Genomic DNA, 26,248 nt, shown 5'->3' with positions numbered 1-26,248 from the left:
TTTTAATGAACTATTTTGTTTGCGCAGGAAGTACTCGCAAATGCATATGGCTTTGCCCGGAAGGTGAAACCCATACCCATGATGTACCCCATTGCTTCTTTCAATGCATCGTTACTCCTGAAGTTAGGGTTGGTGTTGATGTCAGCATGCACTTCCATGTCCACATTGTACCTGGTAAAGATGTTGCACAGTGAATAGGCCACTTCGATACTCTTGCCTACTTCTTCAAGCATCCGTTCCTTGATACTCATTTTGCGCAGTGTGCTGTCAGCATGGATGTACATGAATCCGCCCTTACCCTTCCGGATAAAAACAATCACCGTAGCGAATTCGGTAACCCTGCCCTTTACCTGGCTATCGGTACCGATACACACCTTCAGTTCATTACCTGCTTCCCTTTCTGCAGCGAGCATGTTGCTGATTTCATCAGCTATCGGCATGTTAATCTTCTCACCATTCAACCGTCTCCATTTGTTGATCTGTTGCATTGTTATGTCATGTTTTTACTGATACCATTTATTTAAAATAGTTTGTGAGCCAGGGGGAGTCGAACCCTCCAACTCCAAGGCTTTTGCGGGGCCCGGGCGTTTTGCCATTGAACTACAGCTCATTTGGTTTCCGGGCTCAGATTCGAACTGAGAACATCACAGTCAAAGTGTGATATGTTAACCATTACACTACCCGGAAAAATTGTTGGCCTGGCCGGATTTGAACCGGCAACCTGCTGCGTATAAGGCAGTCGCTCTCACCATTGAGCTACAGGCCAATGTGGGTAACAAACAATAAAAAACCCGGTCGCGATAAACGACCGGGTTTATATGTAACTGAGATGAGCGTACGCTAAATCAGACTATAATTGGGTCGTTGAAAAATAGGGCATAGATCAATACCTGCATACATCCACGCATGACTATGGCCTGTGCATGATAATAATCCTGCACTGAGCTGTTTAAATCGTATGGGTGATATTTGTATTTGCTGCATGGCGTAATTTCAGGTAAAAGAAAAAGCCCCGCAATTGCTTGCGGGGCCTGTGTTATATTGAATCAGTTATTATCAACTATTCTGTAGCATAACATGCTCCGCAAGCGCTATTGCCATCAATCAGGCAGTAGAAACTTTGTGGTTTTGAATGTAGCTGTATGCGTAACATGATATTGTTGTATTTTTGTTTTGCGATGCAAAGATGAAACTATTTTTCGGATAATAACAAATTCCGGGATAAGTTTTTTTATGAATTTAATGTTACGTTGAATTATAACCCTATATACAATGAATGATATTATCATTGAGAAATTGCTAACAATAGAGCAGGAAAAGAATGTAAGGATGCTCTATGCCTGTGAGTCCGGAAGCCGTGCCTGGGGCTTCGCATCACCAGATAGTGACTACGATGTACGATTCATTTATGCACAACCTGCTGATAACTATCTCAGTATAGAAGAGAGAAAAGATGTGATAGAATTGCCTGTCAATGAAGTGCTGGACATTAGTGGATGGGATATACGAAAAGTATTACAGCTCTTCCTGAAATCAAATCCCCCTTTATACGAATGGCTGCAATCACCCATTGTATATAAAGAACAGGGTAATTTCAGAAGTGAGTTATTGCAACTGGCAGGGACATATTTTTCCGGACGTGCAGGATGTCATCACTATATTTCCATGGCAAGGAATACCTTTGAGCATGATTTGCAGGGAGAGCAGGTGAGGATCAAGAAGTATTTCTATGCATTACGACCTGTATTGGCGGCCTTGTGGATCATTGAGAGAAAGACGGTGCCGCCTATTACATTTAAGGAGTTGAGAACGCTTATTAATGATAAAGCGTGGAACGCGGCTACGGATGATCTGCTGGTACGAAAGAAGGTATCTGACGAAAAAACGACTATCGCACCGGTGCTGCTGTTGCAGGATTGGATTGAAAAGATGATCGCTTACTGTAAAGAGCAGGCCTCACTCCTGCCGGCAGTACAACATAACACTACTGAACTGAATACACTGTTCAGAAAACATATAAATGCCCAATGACTTTAGAAGAATTGCAATCCGGTACCCAACACCTGCTGCTGAAATGCATCAGAGGCAGCAGGGCACAACATCTGCACTCCCCTACATCTGATACAGACATTAAAGGGATCTTTGTGTTGCCGCCGAGTGAGCTGTATGGATTGACCTATACCCCACAAATCTCCAACAGTACAAATGATGAGGTCTATTTTGAAATAGGCAGATTTATAGATCTGTTGAGTAAGAATAATCCTAACATTGTTGAACTTCTGAGCACTCCGACCGATTGTGTATTGTTTCGTCATACCCTCATGGATCAGATCCGGCCGGAAGATTTCCTGTCGAAATTATGTAAAGACACCTTCGCTGGCTACGCGGCATCGCAGATAAAAAAGGCAAAAGGACTGAATAAGAAAATTCATCGTCCGATAGATGAAAAGCGTAAATCTGTACTGGATTTCTGCTATGTCATTGCCGGCAATGGCAGTATTCCCCTTCAGCAATGGCTGGATAGTCAGGGCTATTCACAGAAGGATTGTGGTCTGACGCAGGTGCCCCACTTCAGGGATGTTTATCTGCTGTTCCATCAGCACCAGATAACGGATAATAGCTTCCTGAAAGGTATTGTATCCGGGGAAGCTGCCAACGATGTACAGCTAAGTTCCATTCCTGTAGGCATCCCCCACCTGGCTGTTATGAATTTCAACAAGGATGGTTATTCTGTCTATTGCAGGGAATATCTTGAATACTGGGAATGGGTGGAAAAACGTAATGACACCAGGTACCAGAACACCCTGACGCATGGTAAGAACTACGATGCCAAAAACATGATGCATACTTTTCGTCTGTTAAGTATGGCAGAAGAGATAGCTGTGGAGCGTAAGGTGATTGTACAAAGAAAGGACAGGGACTTTCTGCTGAGGATCAAAAGTGGAGAGTTCGAATACGACGACCTTCTGAAGATGGTAGATGAAAAGCTGGAGAGGATGGACGAGCTTTACGAGCGTTCTGGCCTGCCGGAAACACCAGATATCAATAAAGCGGAAGCTATTCTTGTAAGCATAAGAGAACAGTTCTATAAACAGCATATATGAACGGGGAAACATACGAGCAGCAAATAGCTGTGAATGGATTTGCAGTGATAGAGAATGTATTCACAGATAGAGAAGTAGATTCACTGATTGCGCTTATTCAGCAGGCAGACAGCTCTAATGCAACCTTTCGTAAAACGAAAGACCTGTTTGCAATCCGGCAATTTCTGAAAGAGGTGCCCGATGCAGTTCCCGCTATCTTTACACCTGTATTGATAGCAAAGATCAATGCGCTTTTCGGAGAGGGCTACCGGGCGGTAAAATCTATTTATTTTGATAAACCTGGCGATTCCAATTGGTTTGTGTCCTATCATCAGGACCTTACTATTTCCGTTAAGGAAAAAGCCGATGTTCCGGGATTTGGCCCCTGGACGGTAAAACAACAGCAATATGCTGTACAGCCGCCATTGTCAATATTGGAAAATAATTTTACCATCCGCATCCACCTCGATGATACTGATGAGCACAACGGGGCTTTACGAGTAGTGCCCGGTTCTCATAGCAAAGGTATTTATCGCCCCGAGACGATCGACTGGTCTAAGGAAACGGAAGTTTCATGTAATGTGCGTAAAGGAGGAATGATGATTATGCGTCCGCTGCTACTGCACGCTTCCAGCAGAACGACCAATAATCATAAACGTAGGGTGGTTCATATAGAATTCAGCAACCAGGAATTGCCTGCGCATCTGCAGTGGTCGGAACTATTGCCTAACTAAGCCTTCATCTCAGACCTGTATTTCCTGATAAAATAAACGATGCTGATACCAGTGCCAATAATACCCGCGCATCCTGTTATCAGCACCAGTTGCGTATAGAACTGCAACCAATTTGCCTGGATGTGGAACAGGGATTTTGTAAGCAATACGCCTACACTTCCAAGATAGCCAAAGGAATCTGCGAGGTAAATGAGAAATCCCACATTACCGGAAAAGCGGAAAGTGGCAATGAAACGGTCAAATAGTATACTATTGAAAGGAATATAGACCATGAACAAACCTAATCCCACCAATATCATCCATAGATATAATGACAATCCGGATTGAAGGTAGCATACCGTTGCCCCCAGGGAAATAATAAACCCCAATAACATGATAACCTGTGTCAGGATGAAGACGTGATAATTGTTCTGAAGAAATATCATAGCGGCGATCACTATCAGTATGATCAGGGAAATGATAGTCTCGGTCCGGGTAAATACGCTGGCGTCAAAGGGCTCACCGGAAGCCCGCCACATATCAGCCATAAAGCTGTCTCTTACTTCTCTTAGTATAGTGACGAGTATATAAATAATGATCAGTGTTACCAGGCCTGGAAGGAACCTGGCTAATAGTTTTTTCCTTTCTTCGGCAGACATCGGCAGCCGGTGCATACGCAATGCTTTATCTTCTTCATCGGGAGGCGGGATCTTTTCCAGCAGGTATATAAATAGTAATAGCGGGAGTGCAAACAGGGCGCCGACAGTAAACGGCATCCAGAACTCGTTTACGCTGAGGAATTGCATGACCCATTGCGCCGTAGATTTAGCCAATCCGGAAGCAAAGATAAAACTGACTGCGAGGGCGGCACTGATAAGGTCAGTGGTGCGCCGGCCTTCTACATAAGAGAATACAATACCCCATATCATGCCAAGAGGAAAACCATTAAAGAACAGACACCAGGCATTATAAGGCGGAGGTATCAGCGCAAACAGCAGCCAGGCGGCCCAGGATATTCCCACTAATAGGAGTATCAGTTGTCCTCTTCCTACCCGTTTCATTTCTGAGATAAATCGTATGCCATAGAACTTACTGCTCATATATCCCAATACCTGGGTTATGACCAGTACGATCTTATAATCCAGTCCTAGGATGGTATACCCTTCATAGGCGGCCACATTAAAAGCTTTCCGAAAAGCAAAGATGCAGGTATATGCAGCAAAGACGATCGATGCAGAAAAGACGGCTACGCTGAGCTGACGGGCAGAGAAACGATTGGATATTGGTTGACGCAAATAAACAGGTTGATGGTACCTGCTAAAAATAGTAATTAATTGCGCTCGAGGAACAATGCTTTTTCCTGGATCCTTATTTGTTTACGGAAGGAAGATCTGTAAGCGCCTGCTTCAATATCTCCCTTAATGGTCACCAGGTAGCGTTTGGTATGCGTATGGCTGGTATTGAAGGTGAAGGTAAAATGTTGATCTTCTGTCAATGGTTGCAGCATTTTAGCCTTACAGGGTAGCTCCTGGTAAGAGTGGGCCTCACACATACCTGCGTCATTCCTGACAGCAACGGGCATGAGTGGAGTAGCATTGGCAGGAGATAGATTTATTTCAAGATTATGGAGGTAAACGGTATCCCTTATATCCTCAAAATTGAGGACTACATTGAGTTCATTCTCGCCGTTGATAAGGAATTCGGGTACCGCAGAAAGATAAGGGGTAATTGAAGTATAGGCGTCTGTACGATCATACAATACGATTGTATCCAATTTGTAAGCAAACAGGAAATAACCGCATATAGCAGAGGCAATTACAATAAAGATGGTGATGCTGTATTTGAGCATGCGTTAAAAATAGCGCTGATCGGGAGAAAATATAATCCCTGAAAACAGGGGTTTTATAAATGAAGAAGGGATGACCCTTGTCACCCCTTCTTTGCTGGTACGAATATTTGCTTCAGTTGTCCTACAATGTCTCCACCACCACTAAGCGTAATGTTGCTGATCTTGTCTGCTATCTTTTCCACATATTCCATCTCCTTCAGCTTGAACAGCATTTCATTTTCTTCCATCAGCTTTGCTGTATTCAGCAGGCTGCGGGTACTTGCTGTTTCTTCTCTTCGCATGATGCTGTTGGCCTGCGCCTTCTTTTCAGCTATCAGTACCTGGTTCATGATCTCCTTCACATCACCTGGTAATATGATATCGCGGATACCGCAATCCAGCAGCTGCACCCCCAGGTGAAGCGCCTTCTCTGCTACTGTATTCATCACCATTGGAGAGATCTCGTCTCTTTTATCCAGCAGTTCATCCAGCGTATACACTGCCACCTGTTCTCTTAGCGCCAGCTGCAGCAATACATACAGTTGCTTATCATATTCCTTATTTTCCACCAGTTTGTAGATGTCGGCCACACTGTAACGTACAGTGAAGTTGATACGGATATTGGCCTTATCCTTTGTCAGGATCTCCTGTCCGTTGATCTCCATCTGCAACTGCCGGATATCTGTTTTGTATACTGTCAGTGCAACTGGATTCTTCCAGAAATAATGTATACCCGGTTCAAGCGCTTTGTTGAACTTTCCATCTACATACAGTAATCCCTTTTCATAGGATTCTATGGTGTAGAACCTCACATAAGGCTGTAATTCCGGTCTTACCAGGATGGCGCGTTCCACCTGCTCGGTGATCTCATACTTTGAAAGGTCTATAAGCGTAACGCTGTACTCAGCTATGCCCTTCCAGTACGCGTGTTTTCCGGAAGTCAATACAGACTTGAACAAGCCGTTCTCATACAGCAGGGCGATTTCCTGCTGCTTTACAGTGATCACTTCCAGCGCTTCTGCCAGTTCTGTATGCTGTAATAGAATATTCAGGTCGATAGAAGGCTGGAATGCCTTTGTCATATCGTAAAGCATCACCTGCTCGGCAGACTTCACCCAGTGAGTACCTTCTTCCAGCGTCTTAATGTAGCGATTGTTTCTGAACACCAATGCCTTGGTATATGCTGCTACTTTTGTACGTGTTATCATAAATCTATCGTTTCGGTTTAGGGATTAGTAAATTATAATTATATAAAGACTCCCGGGGGAGTGGTGTATCTGTAGGGTAGCTACCATTTCTGTTACCTGCGGAAGCGGGCTTGAGTTGTTGTCGGTGAAACATGTTCCCGGCCATGGTGCCAGGTGGGCTACGCAAGGTACAGGGATACCGGTATAGGTATAAACCAGGTACCCGGCCTGAGAGCAGTTGCACGTTCAACAGCGGTATCTGCCTTTTTCAAGGCGGTTGCAGATGGAGAAGAAGCCTTTTGCTTCTCTGCCGGGCTGCTACCCTGTCTTAGTTAGAAACGGCAGTTGTTAAAGCAGTTTGCCATCTGCTGGAGTTTGGATTTCAAGTCCAGGTTTGAACTTTTCAGGTTCAAAGTCTATTGCTCTACCAGCTGAGCTATCCTTTTTCAGAGGAGCAGGAATCGAACCTACGCACATATAGATATAGTAACAAACACTTGCGGCAGCAGCATATTACCAGCGAATCGTGGCAATACTACGGGGCCATTCAGAAACCCTCGTCGGGTCCACCGCAGCCTTTTGTAACTGTGTCATCGGCGATGACAATACAAAGGTGAAAGTCATGTGCGCACTTTTTTTGCGCATTAGAATATTTTTTTTACTTTTTGAAAAAATATCCTGATGCCTGTTAATAAGAATGCCCTTATCCGTTACAGAACTATAGATTCCTGTCTCCGGAACCGTTTACGGAAATGGACGTTACAAGATCTTATTAACGCAGTAGGAGATGCATTGTACGAATATGAGGGCGTTGAAAAAGGGATCAGCCGGCGTGCCATCCAGATGGACCTGCAGGCCATGCGGAGTGATAAGCTGGGATATAGTGCGCCGATCATTGTCGTGGACAAGAAATATTACACGTATGAAGATCCGGACTACAGTATCACTAAAATTCCTTTGAACGACGTTGACCTGAGTCGTATGAATGAAGCCGTGGAAGTGCTTAAACAATTCAAAGGCTTCTCTCATTTCAGTAGTCTGAATGAGGTAGTGCAGAAACTGGAGGATCATGTGTACGCAGCCTCTCACAATACGCGGTCAGTTATTGACTTTGAAAAGAATGAGCGGCTGAAGGGATTGGAGCACCTGGAGCTGCTGTATCAGTCAGTGATACAAAGAAAAGTGGTGAAGATCACCTATCAGTCTTTTCGTGCAAAGAGTGGCAACACTTTTGAATACCATGTCTGGTGGCTGAAGGAGTTTAAAAACAGGTGGTTTGCAGTGGGGGTAAAGGGAAAAGGTATGGTAATTACCCACCTGGCGCTGGACAGGATACATGAACTGGAACTGTTGGACACACCTTTATATATCGAAAATGATGATATGGAGCCGGCAACCTATTATAGGGATGTAGTGGGAGTGACAGTTTCTACTAATCTGCGGGCCCAGCATGTAAAAATACTTGTCAGTCATGAACACGCGCCATACATTCTCACAAAACCAATGCATCATACCCAGGAGCTGATAGAGACCCGGGAAGATGGCATCGTTATTAGCCTGAAGGTCCAACTGAATTTTGAGCTGGAAAGGGAAATCCTCGGATACGGAGACGGAATGACGGTTCTGTCGCCGGCAAACCTGGTAGCCAGAATGCAGAAAAAGATGCAGCAGGGGGTGATCAATTACAGCGACCCGCTACTATTCCACAAAACTGAAAAATGAAATCGAAGCTTATTTGTTTGTTATTGCTAGTTGCATGTAAATTGTCATTTGCCGGATCTGCCGGGGATAGTTTATTGGAGAAACTGAATCTGACAATAGAAAATGCACATATATATGATGCAGAAAAACTGAAACAGATACATACTCTGAGGCAGGCATTTGCAGCAGCGAGGCATTTACCCCTGCAGCAGCAGTTTGACATTTGCCAGCAGTTATATGAACAGTTCAAGGTTTTCAAATATGATTCAGCTTTCGCTTATGCCCGTAAGCTGCAGGAACTGGCCCGTGAAATGAATGACTCACAGCGGATCAATTACGCTGGTGTTAAGCTGGGGTTTGTGTTGCTTTCTTCCGGTATGTTTCGTGAAGCAGGTGACTACCTGCTGACCGTAAACGTCAATTCCCTGCCAGATAGTGCCAGAGCGGAATACTACTCATTAAAGGGACGTTACTATTATGACATGTCTGACTATAGTAGTGATACTTACTTTGCACCTGCCTATACCCGCCAGGGAAATATCTATATTGACTCAGCGCTGATGTTATATAAACCGCATTCGTTCAATTATGACTATAGTTATGGCTTAATGTATCAGAAGAAGCAAATGATGGACAGTGCGAAGTACTATTATACCCTGACTGTTGCCCACCAGGATATCACCACACACCAGCAGGCAATAGCTACTTCCTCATTGGGGAATATCTATATACGAATGGGGAAACAGGACAGTGCTATCATTATGATGACAAAAGCTGCCATGGCCGACATCATGTCCTGCACCAAGGAAACAACGGCTATGTTCATCCTTGCGGAACTATTGTTTAAAAAACGGGATGTTAAACATGCCTCCCGGTATATAGAATATGCGGTGGCGGACGCCTCTTTTTACGGGGCACGCTTAAGGAAGGTACAGGTGAGCGCCATCCTTCCTATCATCGAGGTGGAAAAGATCAATACAGTAGAGGCACAGAAAAAGTTGTTATTTGTCTATTCGGCCATTGCTACCCTTTTATTACTGGCACTGATCTGGCTGTCTGTGATCATTTACCGGCAATATAAAAAGCTGCAGGCTGCTCAGCAGGTAATTACTTCCGCGCATGCACTCCAGCAGGAGATCAACTATAAATTGATGGAGGCCAATAAGATCAAAGAGGAATATATTGGATATTGTTTTCAGATAAACTCATCTTACCTGGATAAGATCAAGAAGTTCAAAAAACTGGCCGACCAGAAGCTAACGGATAATAAATATGCCGAAGTCAGGTACCTTGTCAATAATATAGACCTTAAGGAGGAAAGGGATGAACTGTTCAGAAATTTTGATCGGATCTTCCTGAAAATATTTCCCAACTTTGTGACTGTTTTTAACTCGTTTTTTAAAGAAGAAGACCGGATCAGGTTAAAAGACAACGAACTATTGAACACAGATCTACGGATTTTCGCTCTGATAAGGATAGGTATCAGCGACAATGTAAAAATTGCCCAGATACTCGAATATTCAGTGAACACTATTTACACTTATAAAACCAAGATCAAAAACAAAGCAATTATTCCAAAGGAAGAGTTTGAAGAGCGGTTGATGGACATCAAAGCGCTTTAAAACAGGCTTTAAATGATAAGAAAACCCGGTTATTGTCGTTATATAGTTATAATGATAATATATTATTAATGAATTGTTAATCAATAAATTGTCGCTTATGAAAACACCTTTTGACCCAATATTTTCTATATAAGGATCATATTAATTGTTAACCTGTGTCAGGCAGGTTTACTTTGACTTATCGACCGCATCTGCGAGACTATCCGTTGCAGAGAGAACCAGTGAGAACACGTTATGATAATGTCAAAAAATCCAGTTATGAAACAAACATTCACGGCCCTAATTGAGCTTTAGTCAGGACTTATTGTAAGTGACATTAATCACGTTGTGAAGACAATCGATGCAGGGTTAAGTATTCCACGTTTGGTGAGCTGCCAGGCTTGCCAGACCCATTCGTTCAGGCATCAATATTCCACAAACCAATAAAAACTGATCTATGACCAATCTTCTATTTCGCAAGGTGCGTCTGTTATGCTCGTTATTACTGCTTATAGCAGGGTTAGCCAGCGCGCAGACCAAACCCGTGACCGGTAAGATCACGGACGAAAATGGTAACCCTGTTCCCGGCGCTACTGTGCAGGTAAAAGGTACAAACACAGGTACCGCTACAACTGCAGACGGTACATTCAAGTTGAACGTGCCGGCAAGCGCTACCTCACTGGTGGTTTCTTTTGTTGGATACGTACAGCAGGAAATTGCCATTGCAGGTAAATCAGACTTTTCAATTTCACTGGTACCCACCAGTACTACCCTGACCGATGTGGTAGTAGTAGGTTATGGTACTACCCGAAAGAAGGATCTCACCGGGTCGGTGGTATCTATCAAATCAGCCGACTTTAACAAAGGTATCGTAACCGCCCCCGATCAGCTGATCCAGGGTAAAGTGGCCGGTTTGATGGTGGTGGCCAACAGCGGTGCACCAGGTGGTGCAACTACTGTAAGGATCAGGGGTAACTCTTCCGTAAGAACAGGTAACCAGCCACTGTATGTAGTGGATGGAATGCCGTTGGACGGCCGTACAGCTAAACCATCCGTAAGTGCTAACGGTCTGGGCCAGACTCCGGATGCCAACCCGCTGAACTTCATTAATTCCTTTGACATCCTCTCTATGGATGTATTGAAAGACGCGTCTGCTACCGCTATTTATGGTGCAAGAGGCGCTAATGGCGTAGTGATCATCACCACCAAAAAAGGTGCAGTGGGAACTCCCCGTCTGGATGTAAGCTACTCTGCCGGTATGAGTAAAATCCTAAAGAAGCTGGATGTACTGGATGCTGCCGGCTACAGGAGTGCACTCAAACAATACAACCTTGCTGGTGGCGACAACGGCTCCAGCGTAGACGCTATGGAAAGCATTCTTCGTACAGGCGTTACACACAACGTAAACGTAGGTATCAGCGGTGGTAGCGAATCGGGTGTTTACAGAGCCTCTTTCGGTATGCTGGACCAACAGGGTATCGTAAAGAAGACCGGGTTGAAGAAATATACCGCCAATCTGAATGGTCAATATAAACTGCTTGACAATAAAAGATTGGGTGTAGACTATTATATCCAGGCCGCACATACCACCGAGCAGATTGCTCCTATTACCAGCAATGCTGGTTTTACTGGTAGTCTGATTGGCCAGGCACTGCAATGGAATCCAACAACGGCGCTACGTAAGCCTGATGGTTCATTTAATATACTGGGAGTTGGATCCGCTATCAATCCGGAAGCGATGTCTTCGGCTTATGACGATAACGTGAATATTAACAGTATCCTGGCAAGTGTGTCTCCTTCCTTCAAATTTACGGATGAACTGGAGTACCGTTTTAATTACAGCATCAACCACCAGGTAGGTGAAAGGGAAACACAGATCGCTTCCTTTATTAATATAGATCAGGTATTCGGTAACGGTCAGGCCTATTATGGCAACAACACACTGACCTCCCAACTGATGACCCATACCCTGAACTTCAACAAGCAGATTACTCCTGCCCTCTTCCTCGGCGCTGTGATCGGGTATGAACGTCAGAAATTTGATTATAAAGGCAGGTCTGTAGGTGGCCTGGGATTCACTACGGATGAGCTGAAATATACTGACATCCTTCAGAACCCTACGCAGACGAATACTTTCCTGAGTTCCTTCCGCAATCCAAAGTCTGAGTTGCAATCCTATTTTGGTAGGGCTAACCTCAACTTCCTGGATAAGTACTTACTGACTGCTACCCTGAGGGCAGACGGATCAAGCAAGTTCGGCTCCAACAACAAGTATGGTTATTTCCCATCATTTGCGGCTAAATGGAACCTGAGCAACGAGGCTTTCCTGAAGGATAATAAAACCATCAACCAGTTGGCATTGCGTGTTGGCTGGGGTATTACCGGTAACCAGGAGTTCCCTGCAGGTGCTGCCCAGGAACAATACACCCTCAATTCAAATGGAGGCGCCAGCCTTAGCAATGTGGCAAACCCCAACCTGAAATGGGAAAGCTCCAAACAGCTGAATGCCGGTATTGACTATACTTTCTTTGGTGGCAGATTGTATGGTAGTATAGATTACTTCCGTAAAAATACTTCCGACCTGCTTTTCAACTTCCCTGCTATCCAGCCTGCACCAGCTTCCAACTACTGGATCAACCTGCCGGCTAATGTGATCAACAAAGGGGTGGAAATAGTATTGCGCGGAGATGTGGTAGCTACCAAAGACTTTAACTGGAACCTCGGGGTGAATGCTACTTTCCTGAAAAACAGACTGGAAAACTACGACGGTCCTCCGGTATTGACAGGTTCCATCAGCGGACAGGGGGTATCTGACGCATATGCGCAGCGCCTCACCAACAATCAGCCTTTGAACTCTTTCTACCTGAGAAAATTTGAAGGCTTCGATGACAATGGCCAGGGTAAATACACCGACGGTGGTAACAGTCTGTTCTACCTCGGAGATCCTAACCCTAAAACAATGCTGGGTATTATCACTGCTGTAAACTACAAACATTGGGCATTGAATATCAGTATGCACGGCGCTTATGGCTTCGACCTTTATAATAATACGGCCAATACGGTATTACCTATCAACAACCTGGGCTCCAGGAATATCGCAGCTGATCTGGTGGGAACAAAGGAAAGTCTTTCTAACCCTATCACAGTATCCAGCCGTTACCTGGAAAAAGGCAATTTCATGAAAATGGATAATGCCACTATCAGTTATAGTATCGGGAATATCGGAAAGGTGATCAAGAATGCATCTGTATACATCACTGGACAAAACCTCTTCATCATTACGAAGTACTCTGGTTTCGATCCTGAAGTAAATACAGATAAGAGTATCAATGGTGTTACCTCTCTGGGTATCGAGTATTCACCTTATCCGACAGCCAGGAACTTTCTGGCAGGCATCAATTTCTCGTTATAATTCACTGATCTAAAAAAATTACAACTATGCGATTGAATAAAGCATTCATCATATTATCACTTGTGTTCGGATGTGGAATGGCATCCTGCTCTCTCGATGAGCAGCTGGGTTCCACGCTCACACGTGAGCAGGCAGATTCATTGATCAAGGTTCCCGCACTATTGATCTCAGCATATAATGGTCTGCAGTTGCCTTTTCAGGACCAATCCAACTTTTGGGCATTACAGGAAATGACTGCAGATGAAGCCGTGGCTCCTACCCGCGGTGGTGACTGGGATGATAACGGCGTATGGCGTGCGCTTAAACTGCACAACTGGACACCGGATCATACATATATCAGCAATACATTCTCTAACATCCTGCAGCTGCAGTTCCTGGCGTCCAATGTGCTGAGTTTTAATCCCACCGCACAACAGGCAGGGGAAGCCCGCTTCCTGCGCGCTTTTGCAATGTTCGCTATCCTGGATGGCTGGGGACAGGTACCCTTCCGTAATCCCGGCGATACACTGTTGAATGCGCCAAGGGTAATGCAACCTGCGGAAGCGACAGCGTATCTCATTAGTGAACTGACTGAGGTTATTAACACACTGGATGAGAATGTACCGGCTTACACAGCTAATAAGAATGCTGCCAGAGCACTGTTGATGAAAGTATATCTTAACAAAGGTGCCTGGGCCAACAGAGCAGCGCCTACCTTTGATGCAGCAGATATGCAGAAGGTGATTGAGCTGGCAGATGCTATCACTGCAAGCGGTAAATATAACCTGACTAATTACTTTGACAACTTCGCCTTTAATAATGATGCGATCTCAAAGGAGAACATCTTCACACAGCGTAATGGACCCGGCTTCAGTACAGTAAGAAGCGGCAACGCTGTATTCTGTCATTGGGCGCCTACCCTGCACTATAACCAGGATCCAAGCGGCTGGAATGGATATGCTACCATCTCAGATTTCTACGACAAATTTGAAGCAACTGATGTACGCCGTGGAGGATCTTATCCGGGTGTAACTGAAAAAAGCGGATTGAAAGTAGGCTTCCTGGTTGGACAACAATATAATGCTGCAGGTACTGCACTGAAAGACAGGAAGGGTAATCTGTTGATCTTCACAAGAGAGCTGAAACTGCAGGAAACAGATCCGAATACACTGGAAGTAACAGGTATCAGGGTTGTGAAATATCCGCCTGATATGACTTCTAATGAAACTAAGAGTAGCAACAACGCCAACAACGACTATGTATTCCTGCGTTATGCAGACGTTCTGCTGATGAAAGCGGAAGCGCTGTTGCGTACAAACAATGCTGCCGCAGCGCTGACGATTGTTAACCAGATCAGGACCAATCGCCAGGCCAGCACATGGGCAACTTTGGATCTTAATAAACTGCTTGATGAAAGAGGTCGTGAACTCTATTGGGAAGGATGGCGCAGGCAGGATCTGATCCGCTTTGGTAAGTTCCTGGATGTGTGGCAGTTGAAGCCTTCCGATAATCCGAAGAATTTGTTATTCCCGATACCAACCAGCGACCTTGCTGTTAATAAGAACCTCAAACAGAACGACGGTTATTAATATTCTTTCAGAAGAGACTGCAGTATGCAGTCTCTTCTGATCATTTCCACATACTTAATTTACATGATGATCGCCTGCTGATCTTACGTGGGTTATCATGCAGGAAGTGATTTGTTCCTGATGCAAGTATGAGCAGGAATGCCCTTTAACACAAGATACCTATGCATTGAAATTTACATCTTACACTGACGCAAAGTAGCAGAAGTTATTATTGCGTGCTCACAAGGGGGATATGCTATAACTGCTATAGATATAGCGGGAAGCATAAAGATAGTGCAGAGTGGAATTGTGGTGGAATTTTGATGCAGCTTATTGCCCGGTTGGGGGTATAGATTGGTTACCTCCACCGGGAATAGGCATGTAGGTTATAATGCTTTCAACGATAGACTTATCCTTTCTGGAGATGTTACCTGTTGACTCTTTTTGAATATCTCCACTATCAGTATTACTTCTTTTATTATCCCTTCTGCACTACAAATTTTTTCCTTTATAGCATGAGTTCTATAAAAACTGAATAAAATGAATGCTGCCAGTTTAATGAATGTAATGATACAAGGTTAATCGGGAAAGCCGGTTTACTTTTGTCCTGTTGTCGCTAACGCCAATAGCATTTTAATAAAACAGCTTTAAGTTAACCATATACCTATACGAAAATGATACAAAGAGATTACTTAACCGAGAACGTAAAATATTATTCAGTTGATATGTTATTAAGGGGGATAAAACACAGCATCATGCAAACAATGATTAGTGTCCTGCAAGATGGACGGTAACTCGTATTGCCTTTGTTTTCCGGCTATTTAGTAATTAGGGTTTAACAAACAATAGACGTCACCGGGTTTCAGTCCTGTTACCCGGGTTTTCTTGAACTATTAAATGTATTCAGTAAGCAAATTACTGTTAAGGCAGTTTATTGCACTGGTTTAAATAATAGGGGTTTTGTTATATATGGTGTATAACGTAATAACAAACAATATAAATTAACCCGGGAACCATTCCTGGTTCCTGGCTCTTATTCGCTCAAATGGTGTATGATGTGGTCATATGGGGATGATGGAGCGGATTTGTAGATGGTAGTTGTAATCACATACTATCTGGGAAACAGGCTAATGGTGTTGGTGGAACTAGTGAAGCCAGATGTTGCCATGATTATAGAGTATAAGCGGTGCTGTCATCTCATCAAAGATCATGTGCCTAAGAAGTGATAAAAAAAATGATGAAAATATTATGATGATATTAAAGGAACATGTTGGGTTCAAATGCGGCGCTGACCGTAATCTGGTGACGCATTCCGATGAAAGGCGCTGCAATTATTTACTCATTTCATTAGGGGTTTTCAATTTGATTAACCGGGAGCCAATCCTGGCTCCCGGAACCTTTACTGTGTCCTAAATTTACAGTGTCCTAAAAGATATTTCTAAACTGGGAATATTGTCTCAATCGCCTAATAGATGATTCTTCTGAGCCGGGTACTATTCCTGGTACCTGGCAATAATTTTCATAGGTGTTCATTTTATCGTTTCGTATGATACCGGGTGTCATTTCTGATACCTGGAACTTATTACAAATATTTATTCGTGACATGGGGTTATGATAAAATAAACCGGGGATCATTCATGATCCCCGGGTCTATTTTAAATATATGTCAGCATATTATTACGGTCACTATACGCTTGCTTTTTTAAGCGTATCCAATACAGTTGTATTTACGCTTCCGAACAATGATACACCGGCGGCACCGTTTTGTAAAGCAAGGCGGATACCTTTTTCAAGATCATCCATGTTGCCCTTGAAGTCCGGCAGATACAATCCTGCATACAGCGGAAATTTCCCGTGAAGACCATTTACCCCTTCAGCCACCGCTTCGCCTATCCAGTTTACGTCTTCTTTGTAGAAGCCATGATAGATCATCGGATTAACTGAGTCAAGCGGCCAGTTTGTCCAGTCCTGCCTTACGATGCGTTTCGCAATATCAGGAGTTGGGAATACAGCTGCCGTGATAGGCTTTTTATGTTGTTTCGCCACCTGTGCGAGGTTGGTAACCACATTAGTGATACGCTCATACCTGAACCTCCTCCAGGAAGGGCTCTGGTCCGGATGTTCCATTTCCAGTGGATCTATTCCTTTCTTCTCTTTATATTTCTCCCTGCAGGTTTCGCAATAGCAGAAATCATACTCAGGTAACTCCTTAGATTGATCAATACCGTAGTTAGTCCACAGGTTCACAGGCAGTACAACATCACAGTAACGAACATAATCCAGGTGAAGACCGTCTACATAATCTTTAGAGAGCACTGCTTCAGCCTGTTCTTTCAGGTAGTTGACAACTTCTGGTTTACTGGGGCATAGCCAGCGGTAATACTGTACATAAGGTGGATGTGTTGCACAGGATTCTCCTTTTCTGTTCTTTGCATACCACTCAGGATGGCTGGCCAGCAATTCCTTCTCGCCACGGTTCATTGTCCAGATCCATCTATGTGCCATGATACCATTCTCTTTCGCCGCTCTGAAATGCTTTTCGCTGTCTGCTTCAAAGAAGATATCGCCAATGCCTGCTTTTTTGTAAGCAGCATAACGTTGCTGCAAGTCGGCAACGGTATCTTTTTCATCGGGATTGATCCAGACACGATGTCTGGCTTTTTTAGCCGGTTGAGATGGCGTTTTCGCCGAAGCAGATAAAGTTGGGATAGATGGTTGCATGATAGCCAGGCTACCAAGACCGACTGATTTCAGGAAATTGCGTTTATTCATTTGACGAGTTTTGAGAGATTTTCCCTTCTTGATTAATAGAACAACGTTCTTTTGCGTTTTTGTTCAACAGAGTAGCTGTGAATTGATCTGTAATACCCTCCATCTGCAGTGTGTAAGTTGCTCCCTGCTCCTTGATAGTAGTGGCAGATATACCAAGTGCGCTTAGGGTAGACGCATAGCGGCCATTCTTCCTGCGGTATTGCTGTTGTTTTGCATATACATCCCAGAGGTATTCCTTGGCCGCTTCAATGGCAGGCAGTGGCAAGCTAACCGGAGCGCTGCCTGTTGGTTTTGCGACGAAAGACAGGTAACCCCACTTTTCAGGCGCGTGCATATTGATGATTCCCTGTGGAGACCATACCCAGTTATGCTCAGGCAATGATCTGCCGGTTTTAGGGTCTTTCCGCTTGATATACTGTCCGTTCACAATATCGGTATCCCATTCAACACGGGAAAAATTAATTCTCCAGCGGGCCCCGTCTTTAGGGGGCAGTCCCTGGTTAAAGAATGCAAAAGCGCCGAAGGGAATAGCCATCTCCACAGTCCACTTTTTATCCTTATCCCGGGGATCATTTAAGGTACCGTCTATGTGAACAGCCGTCTGGATCCCCCTGGTGTCCCAGGTCATCAGGGCATCTCCTCCTACACGGTAAGCTTTTGACATGAAGAGATCCATCACGGTATTATGAGCATTGATCTCTATTTCAAAATACTTTTCACCATCTCCATCCGGATCTACGAATACTTCAAAATCGTTATCCTGGAAGATGATGGTGTCGTGTTGATGTAAGGTGGCCCATATATGTGGATCTTCGAGCTCTGCGAGAATGTAGAGATTTTGATTATCCCATAGCATCTTCAGGCGCGTCCGCATAGCCGGTGTGGGCTGTTTGTCGCCTTCAATATCAGTGAAATCTTCACTCCATACCGCTTTGGACCATGCATTTTCATCTGCTATCCCATCTATTTTTATAGGAGCATCGGTTTGGTACGAGTGATACTGCCTGGGAGGCACATAGGCCGGCTTTTGTTGTGCATAAGATGGAAGGTACAGGCATACCATTCCCAATCCTGTAATCACATGACGAATAAGTTGAGACATGCGCTAAATATAAGAAAGATGAGCGCGTTATTTATGTTTTTTCAATGAATGGCTTAATTGAGTGGTTAAAATGCAAAAGTTGGCCGGCCGGCTATGTGACTACCTGTGAGCTGCCATCAGGGTGGTGATCTCAGATCTCTGATAATCGGGACAACCACCGTGATAGGAAGCTACTACGGCACCAAGCGCGCATGAAAAGGAAAGCGTATCGATAGGATCATATTTTTTTATAGTGCTGTACAGGAACCCCGCGAGGAACGCATCCCCACTACCGATTGTATCGGCTACCTTCACGCGGTATCCGGGGTGCTGATAGAATTTTCCTCCTTTTAATAAGGCGGCTCCTTTATCCCCTAACGTAATAATGATTGTGGGAATAGAGTACTGAGTGCTCAGTGCTTTTGCCTGTGCCTCCATATTATCCGGCCATTGGTGCCAGTTACCGATGATGGAGAGTTCTGTCTCATTCAGCTTCAGAATGTGACAATGATGTAGCAGCTCTACCAGCAGCTCCTGTTCAAAATGAGGAGGACGCAGGTTAATATCCAGCACAAAGGTGCGGTTCCCTTTTAATAAGGACAGTAATGTTTGCCGGCTATCTATATTCCTGCTGGCCAGGCTACCGAATACGAGAAAAGTGCCTCCCGGTTGCTGGGCCAGTTCCCGCAGGGCTGGCGTAAAAGAAATATAATCCCAGGCCACCGGCTGCACAATCTCATATTTCATCTCAAGCGGATTTTCAGCTGAGGGACGGGCATATACTTTTCCTGTTTCATGAACAGGATCGGTCTGGATATAGTCGGTCGTTAGCTGGTATTGTTTCATGATGTCCAGTAATGTCTGGCCAGGTTCATCATCCCCGATGCTTGATACCATAGCAACAGGCACGGATAATTTCTGAAGATGATAGGCGACATTCATTGGTGCTCCTCCGGGTAAGGCCTTATCCGGCAAAATATCCCAGAGCACCTCTCCAAAACAGGCTACTTGATATTGCGTCATAATTAAATGTATTTGTGCTCAGTAATTATATTTTGGTTACATAATAATACTCTTTTCCTGCACAACGTCTTATAGAAACCGGTGGCTCAACGCTATCCGAAAGGCGGGCTCCTGTACTATACTGACATTGTTTTCCCGTTCCCGGTCGGCAATACCGTAACAGCAACCCACCGGCAATACGGTCATCCTCGACCTTGTCCTTGTTCCTGCTCTGACAGAGAATAAGTTAAAAACCAGAGCGCTGGACAGCGCTCCGGGTTAAGCATCTATTTTATCAACCTTGGTGTGTATAGAGAAAAGTACATACCCCCGTCCGGGGACATTATAATGAATTACAATGCCCGTAGCTTAAATACAAGCAAATGGATGTGCTTCGCCGGCCATGACAATGTCAGAGCTATGCGATGAACATGAAGTAAAATGGAAAATTAGTCCGGATTGGACGGATCGATTGAATCCGGCATCGTTTTCAGATAATGGATATGGCTAGATATAGCGATAAATTTAGACCAGAAAATAGGTATAGATATAGGAACAGGTATAAATGAAACAACAGATATAAAGACAGGCTCGAATAGGTCCTGGTAATTGATGCCGATAAACGGCTTGATAACCAGCAGTTTCTTAAAATATAGCACATAAAAATTTATTGGTTCGGGATAATGAATGATCGGTTTCGTTAGTTAAAGTCAGCTCACTTAGAGATAGATCTGGCATAAATGAATGATTGAATCGGGACAAGATTTTTTTTGAACGGCTCAAAAGTAAAATGAAAAACCGGTACTCAATGAGTCCATTATGTTCATTTTGAAACTGTTAGTTCGTTCTGTTCACTCCTCCCCGAAATCGACCTGGCCATCTGAATAAATATTAAAAATATTAATGTGTATTGGCACAATCCATGCTAAAATTAACCTGGTAGGGACTTAAACCTTAAAAACACCTTAAAAAGGTATTAAACTTACCAAGAATTTAAACAGTCGTTTGATTAAATTAAATGTTTGTTTAACTTTGTGCCATAATTCGAGTTACACATGGAATACAATCAAAAGCAATTATCAATCCTGGAGGCTGCCGAGAAGTTATTTGCTTCCCACGGTTTTCATGCTACTTCGGTGAGGGATATTGCTCATGAGGCTGATGTGAACATCGCAATGATATCTTACTACTTTGGCTCAAAGGAGAAATTAATTGAAGCCATCTTCCTGAAAAGGATCATCGCCTGGAAAATGACACTGACAGCAACGCTTAGCAATACAGAGCGTTCATATGTTGAAAGATTTGATGCGTTGGTGGAAACGTACGTTACCAGGGTAATGAGTAATCCTTGCTTCAACCTGATGATGATAAGAGCGCAGATCCAGGAAGACATAGCAGTGAACGAACTTATTCACGAAAATAAAAAGGAAGTACACGATGTGATCAAATCCTTCATTAACGAAGGGCAGGAAAACGGGGTATTTAAAGAGGATGTGGATATCATGATGATGGTGGTTACCCTTGTAGGTACGACTAATCATATTATGTCTACCCGGCACCATTTCCAGCGCATGAGCAATCTTGAACATCTTACAGACAGCGAATTGCAGGAATATCTAATCAGTCATACAAGCAATCATTTGAAAAATTTGTTTAAAGCCATTCTAATCCATGAAGCTTAATAGCACATACAGGCGACTATGGTCTCTTACAATGTGCGCCCTACTGCTGACTTTACCTTATTTCAGCACTCAGGCGCAGGACAAGAAGAGCCTGTCTTTAAAGGAAGCCATAACGCTTAGTATACAAAACAGTAAAGAACTCAAACTCAGCAAAACTAAAATTGATGCAGCACTGGCATCAGTTAAGACTTCACGGGATGCGCAGTTACCAAACGTAAGCGTTTCTGCTTCTTATCTCCGTATTAATGAGCCTAATGTCGATCTTAAACTGAAACTGGGGGGCGATAGCTCCGGCGGTGGATCATCTCCCAAAGTGAATTCAGTAGCTTATGCGATGGCTTCTGTTTCCATGCCGCTCTTTTCAGGATTTATCATGCAGAGCCAGAAGGAATCAGCAAAATATCTTGCCGAAGCTGCAAAACTGGATGCCGATAAAGACCGTGAAGCAGTGATCCAGAATACCATCAATGCCTATAGCAATCTCTATAAGGCACAACAGGCAGTAACACTCGTACAGGAAAATCTTAAACAGCAGCAACAGCGGGTGACAGATTTTACCAATCTTGAAAAGAATGGTATTGTGGCCCGTAACGACTTATTAAAAGTGCAGCTGCAACAGTCCAATGTAGAAGTATCGCTGCTGGAAGCAGAAAGCAACCTGAAACTGGCCAATATCGCCATGAACCTGTTGCTGGGCTTACCGGAAACCACCGTACTGGATGCTGATACTACCACTTTCGAACAGCTACCTGCCGGCGCCAAAGCTGTTGCTGAGTGGGAACAGATAGCACTGCAGAACCGTAAGGATGCTGCTGCACTCTCTGCCCGTGAAAGAGCTGCCAACGCAGGTATCAAAGCTGCCAAAGGCGAATATTACCCTTCTGTAGCACTGACCGGTGGATACGTTGCGCTGACAGTACCTAATGCACTGACAGTAACCAACGCACTGAATGCAGGCATAGGCGTAAAATACTCTCCTTCTTCTCTCTGGAAAGCAGGATCAAAAGTAACCGAAGCCAAAGTAAGATTGCAGGAAGTACAGGTAAACGAGGAATTGCTGGCCGATAACATCCATCTTTCTATCAACAAGGCATACCAGGATTACCTGGTAAATCAGAAGAAGATAGAAGCCTACATGAAGGCAATTGACCAGGCAAGTGAGAATTATAAGATAGTAAAAAACAAACAGGAGAATAATCTGGCTACAACCACAGATCTGCTGGAAGCTGATGTAGCAAATGTACAGGCAAAACTGAACTATGCTTTCGCCAAAGCTGACGCAGTGGTTGCTTATACCAAGCTACTTGAAACCGCAGGTGTTTTAAATGAAGCAGGTGCAGAGGCCGGGAAATAATCAATCAGGATTTTAATAAAAGTATTAATCATATATATACTATATGGAAACGCAAACAGCTACAACTAACAATAAAAGTTCTCAGAATGCCCATGAGGCTCCTAAAAAGAGGAACTATCGTTTCATCATCGTTTTAGCAATCCTTGTTATCGGTGGTGGTGCATTCGGTATCTCTAAATATATACATGCGCAACATCATGAAGAGACCGATAACGCACAGGTGGAAGCAAACGTAAGCCCTGTAATCCCACGGGTAACAGGTTACGTAAAAGAAGTACGTGTAAAGGATAACCAACGTGTAAAGAAAGGAGATACCCTGGTAATCCTTGACGACAGGGATCTGGTGATAAAAGTGGCACAGGCAGAAGCTGCGCTGGCAGCTGCTGAAGCAAATGTACAGGTAGCAGTTGCTACTACTACGGCTGCCCGCTCAAACGTTTCATCTTCCCAGGCAAATATCTCTGCAGTAGATGCACAGATCGAAGCTGCCAAAGTAAACGTATGGCGCGCTAACCAGGACTACGAGCGATATAATAACCTGATTAAAGATCATTCTGTTACCCAGCAGCAATATGAGCAGGCCCTGGCAGCAAAACAAACTGCAGAGCGTCAGCTGAATGTACTGGAAGAACAGAAGAAAGTAGCTGCCCGTCAGACAAGCGCAGTATCTACACAAAGTGATGCTACCGCAGAACAGATCAATGCTGCCAAAGCCGTGATCAAAGAACGTCAGGCTGAAGTAGACAATGCAAAACTTGTGGCGAGCTACGCTATCATCACCGCTCCTGAAGATGGGGAAGTATCCAAAATATATGTACAGCCAGGACAGCTGGTGCAGGCAGGTCAGTCACTCTTCAGCGTTGTATTATCTAACGATGTATGGGTAGTGGCCAACTTCAAGGAAACACAGCTCGATAAAATGAAACTAGGCCAGAAAGTAAGTGTGCATGTAGATGCGTTTCCTGGTAAATCTATCGAAGGTAAAGTAACATCCTTCTCTCCTGCTACAGGTGCTCGTTTCGCCTTACTGCCTCCTGATAATGCTTCAGGTAACTTCGTAAAGGTGGTGCAGCGTCTGCCGGTGAAGATCGAATTCAATGATCTGAACCAAACTGAAGTGAAACAACTCCGTCCAGGTATGAACGTAGTTGTGGATGTACATCTTGACTAATTTCAGTCACGAATGGCCCCGCTTGAGTGGTGCGGGTGAAAAAACAAATTGGAATTACTCTAAGTCTGGTATTACATACAACAGCGTATTTCGCGTCACCAGGCGGGGGCATTCGGTAACTGATTTTTATACAACTAATTGACAAACGCGATGCAACAAGAATCATTGGTAGAATATGGAGCCCGGCGGGTGATCATCACAATTACTGCCATCTTTTGCGCCTTGCTGGAAATCGTGGATACAACCATCGTGAACGTGGCATTGAATGATATGCGCGGAAACATGGGCGCCACACTGAGTGAGATCGGTTGGGTGATCACGGCGTATGCTATCGGTAACGTAATTATTGTACCGATGACGAGTTGGTTATCACAGCAGTTCGGACGTCGTAACTACTTCGCAGTTTCCATTATCATATTTACTATAGCTTCCTTCCTTTGCGGAAACGCCACTGCCATGTGGGAACTGGTATTGTTCCGTTTTATACAGGGCCTGGGCGGTGGAGCGCTGCTGGTAACCTCACAAACCATTATTACTGAAAGCTATCCGCCGGAAAAAAGAGGGATGGCACAGGCAATCTATGGCCTGGGTGTGATCATCGGTCCTACTCTGGGTCCTCCCCTGGGTGGTTATATTGTAGATAATTATGCATGGCCTTACATTTTTTATATAAACATTCCTATTGGTGTAATAGCAACCCTGCTTACACTTCAATTTGTAAGAAGCCCGAAATATGGTGAGAAGAAATCAGCGAGTGAAGTGGACTGGTTAGGGATTGGCCTCCTGGCTCTGGGGGTAGGATCACTCCAGTACGTCTTGGAACGTGGGCAGGAAGATGACTGGTTTAATGACTCGACAATATTAATATTGGGAATTGCAGCAGTACTGGGCTTCTTCTTCTTTATCTGGAGGGAACTTTCATATAAGAGTCCGATAGTGGAATTGAGAGTGCTTGGGAACGGGAATCTCCGGGTAGGTACACTTTTATCCTTCCTGATGGGTTTCGGGTTATATGGATCTACCTTCATTATTCCATTATACACCCAAAGTACCTTAGGCTGGACGGCTACACAATCAGGTATGTTGATGATACCGGCAGCCCTGACCACAGCATTTATGATGCCCTTTATTGGTAAAATGCTGGAAAGAGGAATACCGCAGCAGTATCTGGTGGCCATCGGAATGTTCCTGTTCTTTGTCTTCTGTTTCTGGGGATATAAGATCATTTCACCAGACACCGGGTCAGAAGCCTTTTTCTGGATGCTGATTGTGAGAGGGGTCGGAATGGGTATGTTGTTCATTCCTATTACAACACTTTCATTGTCGACGCTGAAAGGTCAGCAGATAGGACAAGGCGCGGCCTTTACAGGTATGATGCGTCAGTTAGGAGGTTCCTTTGGAGTAGCATTGATCACCACGTTTGTGTCCCGCCGCAATGAACTCCATCGTGTGGACCTGGTGAGTAAGCTGGACACCAACAATCCTACTGTAATGAACAGGGTATCCGGAATGACGGCCAGCTTTGCTTCTAAAGGAATGGATGCGAAAAAAGCGGTAGGAAGTGCTTACCAGTCATTGGAATACAGTGTAATGAAGCAAGCCGTAGTCATGTCATACATGGACGTGTTCCTTTACCTGGGTTTAATGTTCCTGATCTGTGTGCCATTTGTACTGATGGTAAAAGGCAGCAAGAAAACAAAACTGGATCCAAGTGCTATGCACTAAAAGATATTAAAGATATGTTACTAACAGTGTAACAGTTGTAGGTTTAGGTAATGAGCCGGAATAATCTTATTCCGGCTTTTTTTATGTTAATGCTAAAGGTCCCGTTCAGTTCTGCCTGTTCCTGTAGAATGGTTTCAGGCGACTTGTATTTGTAGCGCGGCGCATTCTACCCCTTCCATTTAAGAAAAAGGGCCATTACTGGATCGAAATGGCCGGTTTCATTTTTACGGTGTGTTTAATAGACAGTATGTAGTCTGCTGGCATCGAAATGTGGTCTACAGGTACAGAGAAGAAACAGAACAAAGCCCTGGGCCTGGAAAAGCCGCGGGTTACTATATTCCCTCAAATTAATCCATACCGGTACAAGTCAAAGTAATAGATGACCGATA

Annotated in this window: 18 protein-coding genes and 2 tRNA genes; 11 read left to right on the top strand and 9 right to left on the bottom strand. The window is 44.2% G+C overall.

Translation table 11 applies throughout. The features are described 5' to 3' along the window. Positions 1–2: 2 nt before the first annotated feature. The 3 genes from BLR32_RS05140 to BLR32_RS05130 form a co-directional block, all read right to left on the bottom strand. The gene (locus tag BLR32_RS05140; RefSeq protein ID WP_089829188.1) at positions 3–488 is read right to left on the bottom strand and encodes a ribonuclease H-like YkuK family protein; all 486 of its coding nucleotides are present in this window, start codon (positions 486–488) and stop codon (positions 3–5) included. 124 nt (positions 489–612) lie between these two features. Continuing rightward, a tRNA-Gln gene (locus BLR32_RS05135) sits at positions 613–687 on the bottom strand. A 6-nt stretch (positions 688–693) separates the two neighbouring features. Continuing rightward, a tRNA-Ile gene (locus BLR32_RS05130) sits at positions 694–766 on the bottom strand. Between the two features lie 506 nt (positions 767–1,272). Here BLR32_RS05130 and BLR32_RS05120 point away from each other — a divergent pair. From BLR32_RS05120 to BLR32_RS05110, 3 genes are read left to right on the top strand one after another with little or no spacing between them, the layout of a single operon-like run. Then, positions 1,273–2,031: a nucleotidyltransferase domain-containing protein gene (locus tag BLR32_RS05120; RefSeq protein ID WP_089829184.1), complete on the top strand. Its 759-nt coding sequence runs from the start codon at positions 1,273–1,275 to the stop codon at positions 2,029–2,031. Beyond that, complete coding sequence (locus BLR32_RS05115; RefSeq protein WP_089829182.1) at positions 2,028–3,104, top strand: DNA polymerase beta superfamily protein; 1,077 nt, start codon at positions 2,028–2,030, stop codon at positions 3,102–3,104. Before BLR32_RS05120 ends, BLR32_RS05115 begins: the two co-directional genes overlap by 4 nt. Beyond that, a complete protein-coding gene (locus BLR32_RS05110; protein WP_089829181.1) occupies positions 3,101–3,817 on the top strand; it encodes a phytanoyl-CoA dioxygenase family protein in 717 nt (238 codons plus the stop codon). Before BLR32_RS05115 ends, BLR32_RS05110 begins: the two co-directional genes overlap by 4 nt. On the opposite strand, the gene BLR32_RS05105 is transcribed toward BLR32_RS05110, so the two are convergent. From BLR32_RS05105 to BLR32_RS05095, 3 genes are all read right to left on the bottom strand, one after another. After that, positions 3,814–5,091, bottom strand: a complete 1,278-nt coding sequence (locus tag BLR32_RS05105) for a DUF5690 family protein (protein ID WP_245705356.1) — start codon at positions 5,089–5,091, stop codon at positions 3,814–3,816. The two genes, BLR32_RS05110 and BLR32_RS05105, sit on opposite strands and share 4 nt — an antisense overlap. Before the next feature lie 35 nt (positions 5,092–5,126). Beyond that, entirely contained in the window at positions 5,127–5,645 is a 519-nt protein-coding gene (locus tag BLR32_RS05100; RefSeq protein WP_089829179.1) for a hypothetical protein, read from the bottom strand. An 80-nt stretch (positions 5,646–5,725) separates the two neighbouring features. After that, positions 5,726–6,832: a slipin family protein gene (locus tag BLR32_RS05095; protein ID WP_089829176.1), complete on the bottom strand. Its 1,107-nt coding sequence runs from the start codon at positions 6,830–6,832 to the stop codon at positions 5,726–5,728. A 660-nt stretch (positions 6,833–7,492) separates the two neighbouring features. Here BLR32_RS05095 and BLR32_RS05090 point away from each other — a divergent pair. The 4 genes from BLR32_RS05090 to BLR32_RS05075 all read left to right on the top strand — a co-directional run bounded on the left by BLR32_RS05090 (position 7,493) and on the right by BLR32_RS05075 (position 15,093). After that, positions 7,493–8,533 (top strand): helix-turn-helix transcriptional regulator, encoded by a 1,041-nt coding sequence (locus BLR32_RS05090; RefSeq protein ID WP_089829174.1) that lies wholly within the window; start codon positions 7,493–7,495, stop codon positions 8,531–8,533. Continuing rightward, a complete protein-coding gene (locus BLR32_RS05085) occupies positions 8,530–10,134 on the top strand; it encodes a DUF6377 domain-containing protein (RefSeq protein ID WP_089829172.1) in 1,605 nt (534 codons plus the stop codon). The genes BLR32_RS05090 and BLR32_RS05085 overlap by 4 nt, the downstream gene beginning before the upstream one ends. A 436-nt stretch (positions 10,135–10,570) precedes the next feature. Continuing rightward, positions 10,571–13,525: a SusC/RagA family TonB-linked outer membrane protein gene (locus tag BLR32_RS05080; RefSeq protein ID WP_089829169.1), complete on the top strand. Its 2,955-nt coding sequence runs from the start codon at positions 10,571–10,573 to the stop codon at positions 13,523–13,525. A gap of 26 nt (positions 13,526–13,551) precedes the next feature. After that, complete coding sequence (locus tag BLR32_RS05075; protein WP_089829167.1) at positions 13,552–15,093, top strand: RagB/SusD family nutrient uptake outer membrane protein; 1,542 nt, start codon at positions 13,552–13,554, stop codon at positions 15,091–15,093. Positions 15,094–16,758: 1,665 nt separating this feature from the next. Here BLR32_RS05075 and BLR32_RS05070 read toward each other — a convergent pair. The 3 genes from BLR32_RS05070 to BLR32_RS05060 all read right to left on the bottom strand — a co-directional run bounded on the left by BLR32_RS05070 (position 16,759) and on the right by BLR32_RS05060 (position 19,948). After that, a complete protein-coding gene (locus BLR32_RS05070; RefSeq protein ID WP_089829165.1) occupies positions 16,759–17,844 on the bottom strand; it encodes a family 10 glycosylhydrolase in 1,086 nt (361 codons plus the stop codon). After that, on the bottom strand, positions 17,837–18,946 hold the full coding sequence (locus BLR32_RS05065) for a carbohydrate-binding family 9-like protein (RefSeq protein WP_089829163.1): 1,110 nt from the start codon (positions 18,944–18,946) through the stop codon (positions 17,837–17,839). The genes BLR32_RS05070 and BLR32_RS05065 overlap by 8 nt, the downstream gene beginning before the upstream one ends. A gap of 99 nt (positions 18,947–19,045) precedes the next feature. Further along, the gene (locus tag BLR32_RS05060; protein WP_089829161.1) at positions 19,046–19,948 is read right to left on the bottom strand and encodes a carbohydrate kinase family protein; all 903 of its coding nucleotides are present in this window, start codon (positions 19,946–19,948) and stop codon (positions 19,046–19,048) included. Between the two features lie 1,034 nt (positions 19,949–20,982). On the opposite strand from BLR32_RS05060, the gene BLR32_RS05050 reads away from it, so the two are divergent. The 4 genes from BLR32_RS05050 to BLR32_RS05035 all read left to right on the top strand — a co-directional run bounded on the left by BLR32_RS05050 (position 20,983) and on the right by BLR32_RS05035 (position 25,859). After that, on the top strand, positions 20,983–21,609 hold the full coding sequence (locus BLR32_RS05050) for a TetR/AcrR family transcriptional regulator (protein WP_089829157.1): 627 nt from the start codon (positions 20,983–20,985) through the stop codon (positions 21,607–21,609). Beyond that, positions 21,599–22,963 carry a TolC family protein gene (locus BLR32_RS05045; RefSeq protein ID WP_089829154.1) on the top strand — a complete coding sequence of 455 codons (1,365 nt, stop codon included), beginning with the start codon at positions 21,599–21,601 and terminating at the stop codon, positions 22,961–22,963. The genes BLR32_RS05050 and BLR32_RS05045 overlap by 11 nt, the downstream gene beginning before the upstream one ends. A gap of 43 nt (positions 22,964–23,006) precedes the next feature. Next, complete coding sequence (locus BLR32_RS05040) at positions 23,007–24,134, top strand: HlyD family secretion protein (protein WP_089829152.1); 1,128 nt, start codon at positions 23,007–23,009, stop codon at positions 24,132–24,134. A gap of 150 nt (positions 24,135–24,284) precedes the next feature. Further along, positions 24,285–25,859: a DHA2 family efflux MFS transporter permease subunit gene (locus tag BLR32_RS05035; RefSeq protein WP_089829151.1), complete on the top strand. Its 1,575-nt coding sequence runs from the start codon at positions 24,285–24,287 to the stop codon at positions 25,857–25,859. Positions 25,860–26,248 lie beyond the last annotated feature (389 nt).

The organism is Chitinophaga filiformis, assembly GCF_900102545.1.
GTDB classification, from domain to species: Bacteria; Bacteroidota; Bacteroidia; order Chitinophagales; family Chitinophagaceae; genus Chitinophaga; species Chitinophaga filiformis.
This window is presented reverse-complemented; position numbering and strand designations above follow the sequence as displayed.

Coding starts and splice junctions, on each gene's coding strand:
- BLR32_RS05115 (WP_089829182.1), top strand. CDS start 2,028: ATGACTTTAGAAGAATTGCAATCCGGTACCCAACACCTGCTGCTGAAA.
- BLR32_RS05045 (WP_089829154.1), top strand. CDS start 21,599: ATGAAGCTTAATAGCACATACAGGCGACTATGGTCTCTTACAATGTGC.
- BLR32_RS05035 (WP_089829151.1), top strand. CDS start 24,285: ATGCAACAAGAATCATTGGTAGAATATGGAGCCCGGCGGGTGATCATC.
- BLR32_RS05080 (WP_089829169.1), top strand. CDS start 10,571: ATGACCAATCTTCTATTTCGCAAGGTGCGTCTGTTATGCTCGTTATTA.
- BLR32_RS05090 (WP_089829174.1), top strand. CDS start 7,493: ATGCCTGTTAATAAGAATGCCCTTATCCGTTACAGAACTATAGATTCC.
- BLR32_RS05110 (WP_089829181.1), top strand. CDS start 3,101: ATGAACGGGGAAACATACGAGCAGCAAATAGCTGTGAATGGATTTGCA.
- BLR32_RS05065 (WP_089829163.1), bottom strand. CDS start 18,946: ATGTCTCAACTTATTCGTCATGTGATTACAGGATTGGGAATGGTATGC.
- BLR32_RS05120 (WP_089829184.1), top strand. CDS start 1,273: ATGAATGATATTATCATTGAGAAATTGCTAACAATAGAGCAGGAAAAG.
- BLR32_RS05085 (WP_089829172.1), top strand. CDS start 8,530: ATGAAATCGAAGCTTATTTGTTTGTTATTGCTAGTTGCATGTAAATTG.
- BLR32_RS05095 (WP_089829176.1), bottom strand. CDS start 6,832: ATGATAACACGTACAAAAGTAGCAGCATATACCAAGGCATTGGTGTTC.
- BLR32_RS05075 (WP_089829167.1), top strand. CDS start 13,552: ATGCGATTGAATAAAGCATTCATCATATTATCACTTGTGTTCGGATGT.
- BLR32_RS05140 (WP_089829188.1), bottom strand. CDS start 488: ATGCAACAGATCAACAAATGGAGACGGTTGAATGGTGAGAAGATTAAC.
- BLR32_RS05060 (WP_089829161.1), bottom strand. CDS start 19,948: ATGACGCAATATCAAGTAGCCTGTTTTGGAGAGGTGCTCTGGGATATT.
- BLR32_RS05050 (WP_089829157.1), top strand. CDS start 20,983: ATGGAATACAATCAAAAGCAATTATCAATCCTGGAGGCTGCCGAGAAG.
- BLR32_RS05040 (WP_089829152.1), top strand. CDS start 23,007: ATGGAAACGCAAACAGCTACAACTAACAATAAAAGTTCTCAGAATGCC.
- BLR32_RS05100 (WP_089829179.1), bottom strand. CDS start 5,645: ATGCTCAAATACAGCATCACCATCTTTATTGTAATTGCCTCTGCTATA.
- BLR32_RS05070 (WP_089829165.1), bottom strand. CDS start 17,844: ATGAATAAACGCAATTTCCTGAAATCAGTCGGTCTTGGTAGCCTGGCT.